The sequence below is a fragment of the Acidovorax sp. NO-1 genome (assembly GCF_000238595.1).
Lineage (GTDB): Bacteria > Pseudomonadota > Gammaproteobacteria > Burkholderiales > Burkholderiaceae_C > Acidovorax.
On sequence record NZ_AGTS01000151.1, the window covers coordinates 64,546 to 74,564 of the forward strand.

Sequence of the window (10,019 nt, forward strand, 5' to 3'; positions counted from 1 at the left end):
TGTAAAAATGGCTTTTCTTCGCTCCGTCATTCACCTTCTCTGGATGGGCATCACCGTGGTGCCCTACGCCCTGGCCATCATGCTGGGCACGTTGCTGGGCGTGCGGGGTGTGCCGCTGTACCGCATTGCGCGGGCCTGGCTGTCGCTGTGCATCAGTGGTGCGCGGGTGGTCCTGGGCATCCGCGCCGAGGTGACCGGCATGGAGAACCTGCCGCAGGGCGAGAGCGAAGGCGCGATCCTGCTGGTCAAGCACCAGTCCACGTACGAGACCTTCCTGATGCCGGTGATCATGCCGCACCCTCTGGCGTATGTATTCAAGAAGGAGCTGCTGCACGTGCCCTTCTTCGGCTGGGCCATCGGGCGGCTGGACATGATCCACATCGACCGCAACCAGCGCACGCAGGCCTTCAACAAGGTGGTGCAGCAGGGCAAGGACCTGCTGGCCAAGGGCATCTGGATCATCATGTTCCCCGAGGGCACGCGCATCGAGCGGGGGCAGAAGGGCAACTACAAGACCGGCGGCACACGCCTGGCGATTGACACCGGTGCGCCGGTGATCCCGATTGCCGTGACCTCGGCCAAGGTGTGGCCGCGCAAGGCGTTCGTCAAACGGCCGGGCGTGGTGGATGTGTCCATCGGCAAGGCCATCTCCAGCCAAGGCCGCCAGCCTGAAGAACTCATGCGCGAGGTGGAGGCCTGGATCGAGGCCGAAATGCGCCGCCTGGACCCCGATGCATACCCTGCCGTGGTCATCCCGGCCGCCAGGACCACCGAAGCGGCCAGCGAAGAGTAAGCATCACCGTGATGCAGCGGCTTGTGCAGTTGGCGCTGGACCTTTTCGACCCACCGGGCGCACTGGTTGCGGCGCCGGGGGGCAATGCTGAAAATATCAAGCAAAAAATGCCGCCAGCGCTTGATGGTAAAGCGCTAGCAGCTCCTGAAAAGATAGCTAACACCTTTGCGACACCAGCGCCCGCACCAGCACCAGCGGCGCCCCTGCCCTCGCTGCTGTCCCCCGCCGAGTTCCGCCACCCCCAGGCCAGCCGCGAGGTGCTGCTGGGCGATGCCGTGGTGGCCTATGCGCTGCAACGCGCGCGCCGCCGCAGCATCGGCTTTACCGTGGGGGCCGATGGCCTGTCGGTGCGGGCCCCGAGCTGGGTCACGCTGGGCGCCGTAGATGCCGCGCTGCGCGAAAAATCCGACTGGATCCTGCGCAAGCTGGGCGAGGCGCGTGAGCGCCAGCAGCGCATGGAAGGCGGCCGCATCGTGTGGGCCCATGGCGCAGAGCTGCCCTATCTGGGCGAGCCCTTGAAGCTGGTGCTGGACCCGAGCCACGGTTTTGCGGGCAAGGGTGGGGCGCTGGTCACCGCAACAGAACAGCCCAGCCTGCACATCGCGCTGCCCCACAGCGCCAGTGCGGCGCAGGTCCGCGATGCGGTGCAGGCCTGGTTGATGCGCGACGCGCGCCGCCACTTCACCGAGCGGCTGGACCACTTTGCTCCGCTGCTGGGCGTTCGCTGGGCCAGCCTGCGCCTGTCGAGCGCCAACACCCGCTGGGGCAGCGCCAAGGCCGACGGCTCCATTCGCCTGAACTGGCGCCTGCTGCACTACCGCCCGGCCATCATCGACTACGTGGTGGCGCACGAGCTGGCCCACCTGCGCGTGATGGACCACAGCCCCCGCTTCTGGGACACCGTGGCCACCGTGGTGCCCGACTACGCCCGGCTGCGCAGCCATCTCCGCGACGAACCTGCCCCCTTGTGGGACTGAAAGAAGGACATTGACGATGACCGAAGCCAAGATTTCTCCCGCCGAAGGCTATGCCGGTGACGTGACGCCCCAGCAGGCCTGGCAATGGGTGCAGGCCGGGCAGGCCGTGCTGGTGGACGTGCGCAGTGACGCCGAGCGCGAGTGGATCGGCTACGTGCCCGGTGCCGCCGCCGTGGCCTGGAAGCAGTGGCCGGGCATGGCGATGAACGCCGACTTTGATGCCCAGATGCGCGCCGCCGTGCCCGAGGGCGCGCGGGCGGTGCTGCTGTGCCGCAGCGGCGTGCGCTCCATTGCCGCAGCGCGCCGCGCCACTGAGTTGGGTATCACGGCTTACAACATCCTCGAAGGGTTTGAGGGCGATGCGGATGGGCAAGGCCAGCGCGGCAAAAAGGGCGGCTGGCGCTTTCATGGCCTGCCGTGGAAGCAGGGATGAAGGCTGAGGACAACCCCCTGAGCGGCTGAGCCGCTTCCCCCTTCTCTCGAACCGCTGCGCGATTCGGGAAGGAGGACGATGCCCTCGCTGCGGGGCGGCCCTTGCTTGGCATCCCCGGTCCAAGCGGCGCCCATTCCCGGGTTTGGCTACGATCAAAAAAAGAGCTGCCAGCGCTTGATGTACAAGCGCTGGCAGCTCTTTGGCCTTGAAGCCGAGAAAACTTACTTGGCCAGGGGCGGAATCCGCAGCTTCTGGCCGGGGTAGATCTTGTCGGGGTGGCTGAGCATCGGCTTGTTGGCCTCGAAGATCACGGGGTACTTGTTGGCGTCGCCGTAGAACTTCTTGGCGATGGCGCTCAGGGTGTCGCCGCGCACCACGTCGTGGTACTGGGCTTCGGGCTCGGGGTTGGTGACGTCCATCAGGTTCTCGACGCTGGTCACGCTGGCCACGTTGCCGCAGCACAGGGTGACCTTTTCCTTGGCCGCCTGGGTGGGGGCTGTGCCCTTGACGGTGACCTTGCCCTGTGTGCCGTCGAACGCCACCTGCACATTGCTGGTGCCCAGGTTCTGCGAGGCAATATAGGTTTCGATGGCCTTGGCCGCCTTGGTGTTGAGCTCATCCTGTGTGGGGGGCGCTGCGGTGGTTGCCTGCGCTTCCTTGCCGCCAAACAGCTTTTCGCCGGCGTCCTTGATGAAACTGAAAAGACCCATGTCGTACCTCCTAATATTGCAGAAACAGGAAAGGCCACTGTAGCGGTAACTGGCGACCGTGTGGTGTCGGACAGGGGCGCGACACGATTTTCTCGGGAGGGGCGTGGTGTGGGACTTGTCTGCGTGGGGCCTGTCTGTCCCGGAATCGGGCGGGCTCGCAAAACTCGGGATAATCCGCCGCATGACTTTCCTGGCCATCGACGTCGGTAACACCCGTCTCAAATGGGCGTTGTACGACGCTCCCCGCCCCGGGGCTGCGCTCATTGCGCATGGCGCCGAGTTCCTCGACCACATCGACCGCCTGGCCGAAGGCAGCTGGGCATCGCTGCCGCACCCGGAGCGCATGCTGGGCTGCGTGGTGGCGGGAGACGCCGTCAAACGCCGCGTGCAGGAGCAGATGGAGCTCTGGGACGTTGCCCCCTCGTGGGTGGTGTCGTCGGCGCAGGAGGCGGGGCTCACCAACGGCTACGACCACCCCTCGCGCCTGGGATCGGACCGATGGGTGGCCATGATCGGCGCGCGCCACCATGTGCTGGCACGCGGCCCTGCACGGCCGCTGGTGGTGGTGATGGTGGGCACGGCGGTGACGGTGGAGTGCATCGACACCGACGGCCGCTTCATGGGCGGCCTCATCCTGCCCGGCCACGGCATCATGCTGCGCGCGCTCGAATCGGGCACCGCCGGCCTGCATGTGCCGACTGGTGAAGTGCGCCCGTTCCCCACCAACACCAGCGATGCACTGACCAGCGGCGGCACCTACGCCATCGCCGGTGCCGTGGAGCGCATGTACCAGCATCTGCTGCATCACTGCGGCCAGGAGCCCGCCTGCATCATGACCGGCGGCGCAGGCTGGAAGATGGCGCCCAGCATGACACGGCCTTTCGAGCTGGTGGACAACCTGATTTTTGATGGGCTGCTGGAGATTGCTGCGCGGCGGTTTGGGGGCTGAGGCCTGCCAAAGCTTTGGGTGGGCGTGCGCGCTAGGAAACTGTATTCGGTGGTTGGAAGTCGGAAGCCGCACCTACCGCGCTTTTGACGGCGTAGTCTCAGCATGAAGTGGCGGCTCATTCGTCACAGACCATCAAAACGGTCGCTGCCCAAACACCAGCAACCGCCGCGCAAGGGCCGCCCCGCCGCGCTGGCGGTGTCCCCCTTCCCGAATCACGCAGTGATTCGAGAGAAGGGGGAAGGCGCGAAGCGCCTCAGGGGGATGTCCCTACTCCTCTTCCAGTTCAGCCCGCGCCATCTCCACATCCAGCCGTTCCATGGCATCCATCGGCTCGGCGGCGGCGGCCTTTTCGTAGAGCGCGGTGGCTTCCTTCATCTTCTTGTCGCCTTCCAGCATGACCAGCGCGTTGGCGTACTCAATCATCGCAATGGCAGAGCCGGGGTTGAGCTTGAGCGCTTCCTGGAACAGCTTGAGGCCCGTGTCCTTCTTGGCGCCATAGGTCATGCCGCCAATCAGCGAGCCCACCTTGTCGATCACCTCGGCGTGGAACGCGCCGAGCGCAATGCGCGCATCGGCGTGTTTGGGTGACAAAGCGATGGCCTTCTCCAGCGAGTCCTTCACCTTGCCACCCAACCCCTGCGCCAGTGCCTTGGCCACGCTGATGCCCTGGCTGTAGCGGCCCAGCGCATAGGCATGCCAGTACCAGGCATTGGCGTTATCGGGCTCTGCCGCCGCCTGGGCCTCCGCCCGTTCGGCCACCTGCATGAACAGGTCCAGGCGCGCCTTCTCCTTGGGCTCCAGGTAATTGGCATAGATGGAGGTAGCCTTGTTGGCCGCAGTGATGCCTGCACCCCCGGCTGCCAGTCCCGCCGCCGCCGCTTTCTCAAAATCACCGTTGTGGAACAGCGCCCAGGCTTGCAGTGCGGCGGCGTCCTTGGGGCAGGGTTCGGCATCACCGCCATGCAGTCGTGCCCAGTGCTTCTTGACGCTCGCGGCGTCGAACTGGTAGTCGCCTGCGTGGGGGAAGGGGGTCCATTTGGCCATGGTGTGTCTCCGAGAGTTCTTGTTGGGGGTGTCTGTGGCGGGTGGGCTTTTATCAGCCTGGCGTTGCTGCGTAGGCACCGACCAGCTGCAGCAGGTGGGCCCGCTGGCTGCTTTCGAGGTAGGGCATGAGCAGGTTCAGCACATGGTGGGCACCACGCAGCAGCGCGGCCTGGGCGCTTTCGGGCTCCAGCGCGCGGCGCGGGTCGCGCACGTATTCAAAGCTGAGCCAGTAGGTGAGTACCACGACCATGCTGGTGGCGGTGGCCTCCAGTTCGCGCGAGTCGATGTGCAGCGCGTCTGCGCGGCCCATACCGTCGAGCATGGCGCGCACGGCGCGGGTCTTGTTCTTGAGGATGGCTTGGAAGTGGGTTTCCAGGCGCCGGTTCTTGGACAGCAGGTCGTTGAGATCGCGGTACAGAAAGCGGTACTGCCAGATCAGCTCGAACAGCGAGTGCATGAAGAACCAGGCGTCTTCCACATTGCGCACGCCATCGGCGGCGGCCAGCAGCTCGGTGAGCGCGGTTTCGTAGCGATCAAACAGCGCGTTGATCAGCTCGTCCTTGGCGGGGTAGTGGTAGTACAGGTTGCCGGGGCTGATGCGCAGCTCGGCAGAGATCAGGGTGGTGGAGACGTTGGGCTCGCCGAACCGGTTGAACAGGTCCAGCGTCACTTCCAGAATGCGTTCTGCGGTGCGGCGTGGCGCTTTCTTCACCATGTGTGCAGGCCCTTCGCGTCGTTGCGTGTCGTTGTTGCGTTGTCTCTGGTGGCTACTCTAACCCACGCAGTCATGCTGCAGTGCGACATGAAGGTGGGGTGCGTATGCAGTACCCACGCCGCTTGTAGCGCACTTCATGGGTTTCGCCAAAAAAAGAAAAGCGGCCCAGACGCCGTGGCGCGTGGACCGCTGGGTGCGGGCTGAGGGCTTGCCAGTGGCAAGCCGGGATCAGCTGGCCGATGGCGTGCTGGTGGCCGCGGCGGCGGCGCGTGGGGCGGTCTTCTTGGCCGCAGCCTTCTTGGTGGGGGCCTTGGCTACGGGCTTGGCGGCTGCCTTGGCAGGCGCGGTCTTCTTGGCCGCAGCCTTCTTGGCAGGGGCTTTGGCGGCGGGCTTGGCAGTTGCCCTGGCGGGAGCAGCCTTGCTGCCCTTGGCCAGTGCGTCCACGCGGGCGCTCAGGGCTTCCAGGTCGCGGGCCGAGGGCACGCCCAGCTTGGCCAGGGCCTTGGCCACACGGTCTTCAAAGATGTTTTCGAGCTTGTCCCACTGGCCCTGGGCCTTGGAGCCGATGTCGCTGGCCATGGTGGTCACGCGGCTGGTGGCTTCGGTGATCTTTTCTTCGGCCACGGCCTGGGTCTTGCGCTGGATGGTCAGGCCTTCCTTGACCAGGGCTTCAAACACCTTGCCACCTTCTTCCTGCGCCTTGGAGAAGGCGCCCAGGCCCGCCAGCCAGATCTGCTGGGCGGAGTCCTTGACGGTGCTGGACAGTTGGGCGTTGCTCTTCTTCTTGTCGGCGCTGAGTTTCTGCAGTTTCTTGACCATGGGGCCTCCGTTGTGCGGTTGGGGTGGATTTGCCAGGGCGGTTGGCCTCTGACGCATGGCCGCACTGTACGCCGCGTGACGCGCAAGGTGTAGGCGCGCGCTCCTAAAAATGTAGAGCGTGCCATCTAGCCTGCGCAGGCCAGGCTTGCCTAGTATCGGCGCGGGTTTGTGCTGAATCGGTGTGCGCGGCCCTTGGGCAAGAATGAAGTCATCTCAGAGGAGCTATCCATGCAGTATTTCGTGACGGGGGCAACGGGGTTCATTGGCAAGCGGCTGGTCAAGAAGCTGCTGGAGCGCAAGGGGGCGGTGGTCCACTTCCTGATCCGCAAGGAGAGTGCGGACAAGGTGGCCGACCTGCGCAGCTTCTGGGGTGTGGGGCCCACGCGTGCGGTCCCTGTGTTTGGCGACCTCACTGCGAAGAAGCTGGGAGTGGCGGCCGACGACGTGAAAAAGCTCAAGGGCCAGATCGACCATTTCTACCACCTGGCGGCGGTGTACGACCTGGCTGCCGATGAGGAAACCCAGGTGGCCGTGAACATCGAGGGCACGCGCAACACGGTGGATCTGGCCAAGGCGATTGATGCCGGGCATTTCCACCATGTCTCCTCCATCGCGGCTGCCGGCCTGTACGAAGGCGTGTTCCGCGAGGACATGTTCGAGGAAGCCGAGGGTCTGGACCACCCGTACTTCCAGACCAAGCACGAGAGCGAAAAGATCGTGCGCCAGGACTGCAAGGTGCCCTGGACGGTGTACCGCCCCGCCATGGTGGTGGGCGACAGCCAGACCGGCGAAATGGACAAGATCGACGGCCCCTACTACTTCTTCAAGCTCATCCAGCGCCTGCGCCAGCTGCTGCCGCCCTGGATGCCCACGGTGGGCCTGGAGGGCGGGCGCGTGAACATCGTGCCGGTGGACTTCGTGGTGAACGCCCTCAACGTCATCAGCCACCAGAAGAGCATCACCAAGAAGTGTTTCCACCTGGTGGACCCCGTGGGTTACCGCGTGGGCGATGTGCTGGACATCTTCAGCCGCGCAGCCCATGCGCCGCGCATGAACCTGTTCGTCAACGCCGCGCTGCTGGGCTTCATCCCCAAGAGCGTGAAGAAGAGCCTGATGGCGCTGGCACCGGTGCGCCGTGTGCGCAATGCCGTCATGAAGGACCTGGGCCTGCCTGAGGACATGCTGACGTTTGTGAACTACCCCACGCGCTTTGACTGCCGCGAAACCATGGCTGCGCTCAAGGGCTCGGGCGTGTCGTGCCCCAATCTCAAGGACTACGCCTGGCGCCTGTGGGACTATTGGGAGCGCAACCTTGATCCCGAGCTCTTCATCGACCGCACGCTCAAGGGCACGGTGGGTGGCAAGGTGGTGCTGGTGACGGGAGGCTCGTCCGGCATTGGTCTGGCGGCCGCGCACAAGTTTGCCGAGGCGGGTGCCACCACCATCATCTGCGGCCGCGACCAGGACAAGCTGGATGAGGCCTGCGCCGAAGCCAAGGCCAAGGGCTACCAGTTCATCGCTTATTCGGCCGACATCGCCGACATGGCCGATTGCGACCGTTTCGTGCAACTGCTCATCGACAACCACGGCGGTGTGGATTTCCTCATCAACAACGCAGGCCGCTCCATCCGCCGCGCCATTGAGTCGAGTTACGACCGCTTCCACGATTACGAGCGCACCATGCAGCTCAATTACTTCGGCTGCCTGCGCGTGACCATGGGCTTCCTGCCCGGCATGGTGGAAAGGCGAAAGGGCCATGTGGTCAACATCAGCTCCATCGGCGTGCTGACCAACGCGCCGCGCTTTTCGGCCTATGTGGCCAGCAAGGCGGCGCTGGACGCGTGGACGCGCTGCGCATCGAGCGAGTTTGCCGACCAGGGCATCACCTTCACCACCATCAACATGCCCCTGGTGCGCACGCCCATGATCGCGCCCACCAAGATCTACAACAACGTGCCCACGCTGAGCCCCGAAGAGGCGGCCGACATGATCGCCCAGGCCTGCATCTTCAAGCCGGTGCGCATTGCCACGCGCCTTGGCATCACTGGCCAGCTGCTGCACGCCCTCGTGCCGCGCGTGGCGCAGATCAGCATGAACACGAGCTTTCGCATGTTCCCGGATTCCACCGCCGCCAAGGGCAGCAAGGACGCCAAGCCGCAGCTGTCGGCCGAGGCGGTGGCACTGCAGCAGATGATGCGCGGCATCCACTTCTGAGGGACGCCAGGCCGGGGCAGAAGCAAGCGCGTTGAACTCTGTTACCCGGAGGTCCGGCGCGCAGGGATAATCACGGGTTTTGCCAAGCGGGCATTTCAAACAGCCATCCCTATGATTCTGGTCACCGGCGGCGCGGGTTTCATCGGCGCCAACTTCGTTCTCGACTGGGTAGCCGCGGCGGGTGAGCCCGTTGTCAACCTTGACAAGCTCACCTACGCAGGCAACCTGCACAACCTGGACAGCCTTCAGGGCGACACGCGCCACGTGTTCGTGCAAGGCGACATTGGCGACACCCCCCTGGTGGCCCGCCTGCTGGCTGAGCACCAGCCGCGCGCCGTGATCAACTTCGCCGCCGAGTCCCATGTGGACCGCTCCATCCACGGCCCCGAAGACTTCATACAGACCAACGTGGTCGGCACTTTCAGGCTTTTGGAGGCTGTGAGGCAATACTGGCAAGCGCTCCCAGCTATCAATAAAGAAGCATTCAGGCTCCTGCATGTGAGCACTGACGAGGTGTATGGCACCCTGGCTGCTGACGCCCCTGCGTTCACAGAGACGCATGGCTACGAGCCCAACAGCCCCTACAGCGCCAGCAAGGCCGCCAGCGATCACCTCGTGCGCGCATGGCACCACACCTATGGCCTGCCGGTGCTCACCACCAACTGCAGCAACAACTACGGGCCGCTGCACTTTCCAGAAAAGCTCATCCCGCTGATGATCGTCAACGCACTGGCCGGCAAGAACCTGCCCGTGTATGGCGACGGTATGCAGGTGCGCGACTGGCTGTATGTGAAGGATCACTGCAGCGCCATCCGCCGCGTGCTCGAAGCGGGCCGCCTGGGTGAAACCTACAACGTCGGCGGTTGGAACGAAAAACCCAACATCGACATCGTGAACACCGTGTGCGCTTTGCTCGACGAACTGCGCCCCCGCGCCGACGGCCAAAGCTACCGCACCCAGATCACCTACGTGAAAGACCGCCCCGGCCACGACCGACGCTATGCCATCGACGCGCGCAAGATCGAGCGCGAACTGGGCTGGAAACCTGCCGAAACGTTTGAGACCGGCATCCGCAAAACCGTGCAGTGGTACCTGGACAACCCCGAATGGGTGGCCCAGGTACAAAGCGGCGCCTACCGCGACTGGGTTGCCCGGCAATACGAAAGCAACGCTGCATGAACATCCTGCTGCTTGGCAAAGGCGGCCAGGTGGGCTGGGAGCTGCAACGCAGCCTGTCCATTCTTGGCCAGGTCACCGCGCTGGACTTTGACAGCCAGGACCACTGCGGCGACTTTGCCAACCCCGAAGGCGTGCGCGACACCGTGCGCCAGCTGCGCCCGGACGTTATCGTCAACGCTGCCGCCC

At 64.7% G+C, this 10,019-nt stretch carries 11 protein-coding genes; 7 read left to right on the forward strand and 4 right to left on the reverse strand.

The window, feature by feature from the left end:
• Nucleotides 1-7: 7 nt before the first annotated feature.
• The 3 genes from KYG_RS22305 to KYG_RS22315 are packed head-to-tail and all read left to right on the forward strand — an operon-like array spanning nt 8 to nt 2,203.
• Entirely contained in the window at nt 8-793 is a 786-nt protein-coding gene (locus KYG_RS22305) for a 1-acyl-sn-glycerol-3-phosphate acyltransferase (protein WP_008907204.1), read from the forward strand.
• 11 nt (nt 794-804) lie between these two features.
• Nucleotides 805-1,770, forward strand: coding sequence for a M48 family metallopeptidase (locus KYG_RS22310; protein WP_008907205.1), 966 nt, complete (start codon nt 805-807; stop codon nt 1,768-1,770).
• A 16-nt stretch (nt 1,771-1,786) separates the two neighbouring features.
• Complete coding sequence (locus tag KYG_RS22315; protein WP_008907206.1) at nt 1,787-2,203, forward strand: rhodanese-like domain-containing protein; 417 nt, start codon at nt 1,787-1,789, stop codon at nt 2,201-2,203.
• A gap of 221 nt (nt 2,204-2,424) precedes the next feature.
• On the opposite strand, the gene lysM is transcribed toward KYG_RS22315, so the two are convergent.
• Nucleotides 2,425-2,913: a peptidoglycan-binding protein LysM gene (gene lysM / locus KYG_RS22320; RefSeq protein ID WP_008907207.1), complete on the reverse strand. Its 489-nt coding sequence runs from the start codon at nt 2,911-2,913 to the stop codon at nt 2,425-2,427.
• Nucleotides 2,914-3,094: 181 nt separating this feature from the next.
• Between lysM and KYG_RS22325 the strand changes: the two genes are divergently transcribed.
• On the forward strand, nt 3,095-3,862 hold the full coding sequence (locus KYG_RS22325; protein ID WP_008907208.1) for a type III pantothenate kinase: 768 nt from the start codon (nt 3,095-3,097) through the stop codon (nt 3,860-3,862).
• Between the two features lie 267 nt (nt 3,863-4,129).
• On the opposite strand, the gene KYG_RS22330 is transcribed toward KYG_RS22325, so the two are convergent.
• The 3 genes from KYG_RS22330 to KYG_RS22340 all read right to left on the reverse strand — a co-directional run bounded on the left by KYG_RS22330 (nt 4,130) and on the right by KYG_RS22340 (nt 6,440).
• On the reverse strand, nt 4,130-4,906 hold the full coding sequence (locus KYG_RS22330; RefSeq protein ID WP_008907209.1) for a hypothetical protein: 777 nt from the start codon (nt 4,904-4,906) through the stop codon (nt 4,130-4,132).
• 52 nt (nt 4,907-4,958) lie between these two features.
• Nucleotides 4,959-5,621 carry a TetR/AcrR family transcriptional regulator gene (locus KYG_RS22335; protein ID WP_008907210.1) on the reverse strand — a complete coding sequence of 221 codons (663 nt, stop codon included), beginning with the start codon at nt 5,619-5,621 and terminating at the stop codon, nt 4,959-4,961.
• A gap of 228 nt (nt 5,622-5,849) precedes the next feature.
• Nucleotides 5,850-6,440, reverse strand: coding sequence for a phasin family protein (locus KYG_RS22340; RefSeq protein WP_008907211.1), 591 nt, complete (start codon nt 6,438-6,440; stop codon nt 5,850-5,852).
• A 228-nt stretch (nt 6,441-6,668) separates the two neighbouring features.
• Here KYG_RS22340 and KYG_RS22345 point away from each other — a divergent pair, with 228 nt between their 5' ends.
• The 3 genes from KYG_RS22345 to KYG_RS22355 all read left to right on the forward strand — a co-directional run.
• Nucleotides 6,669-8,654, forward strand: coding sequence for an SDR family oxidoreductase (locus KYG_RS22345; RefSeq protein ID WP_008907212.1), 1,986 nt, complete (start codon nt 6,669-6,671; stop codon nt 8,652-8,654).
• A 111-nt stretch (nt 8,655-8,765) separates the two neighbouring features.
• On the forward strand, nt 8,766-9,833 hold the full coding sequence (gene rfbB, locus KYG_RS22350; RefSeq protein WP_008907213.1) for a dTDP-glucose 4,6-dehydratase: 1,068 nt from the start codon (nt 8,766-8,768) through the stop codon (nt 9,831-9,833).
• A partial coding sequence (locus KYG_RS22355) for a sugar nucleotide-binding protein (protein WP_008907214.1) occupies nt 9,830-10,019 on the forward strand: 190 nt, incomplete at its 3' end. The genes rfbB and KYG_RS22355, both read left to right, overlap by 4 nt.

Excerpts from the sequence above, each read along its gene's own strand:
- KYG_RS22305 (WP_008907204.1), top strand. The coding sequence starts at position 8 with ATGGCTTTTCTTCGCTCCGTCATTCACCTTCTCTGGATGGGCATCACC.
- KYG_RS22310 (WP_008907205.1), top strand. The coding sequence starts at position 805 with ATGCAGCGGCTTGTGCAGTTGGCGCTGGACCTTTTCGACCCACCGGGC.
- KYG_RS22315 (WP_008907206.1), top strand. The coding sequence starts at position 1,787 with ATGACCGAAGCCAAGATTTCTCCCGCCGAAGGCTATGCCGGTGACGTG.
- lysM (WP_008907207.1), bottom strand. The coding sequence starts at position 2,913 with ATGGGTCTTTTCAGTTTCATCAAGGACGCCGGCGAAAAGCTGTTTGGC.
- KYG_RS22325 (WP_008907208.1), top strand. The coding sequence starts at position 3,095 with ATGACTTTCCTGGCCATCGACGTCGGTAACACCCGTCTCAAATGGGCG.
- KYG_RS22330 (WP_008907209.1), bottom strand. The coding sequence starts at position 4,906 with ATGGCCAAATGGACCCCCTTCCCCCACGCAGGCGACTACCAGTTCGAC.
- KYG_RS22335 (WP_008907210.1), bottom strand. The coding sequence starts at position 5,621 with ATGGTGAAGAAAGCGCCACGCCGCACCGCAGAACGCATTCTGGAAGTG.
- KYG_RS22340 (WP_008907211.1), bottom strand. The coding sequence starts at position 6,440 with ATGGTCAAGAAACTGCAGAAACTCAGCGCCGACAAGAAGAAGAGCAAC.
- KYG_RS22345 (WP_008907212.1), top strand. The coding sequence starts at position 6,669 with ATGCAGTATTTCGTGACGGGGGCAACGGGGTTCATTGGCAAGCGGCTG.
- rfbB (WP_008907213.1), top strand. The coding sequence starts at position 8,766 with ATGATTCTGGTCACCGGCGGCGCGGGTTTCATCGGCGCCAACTTCGTT.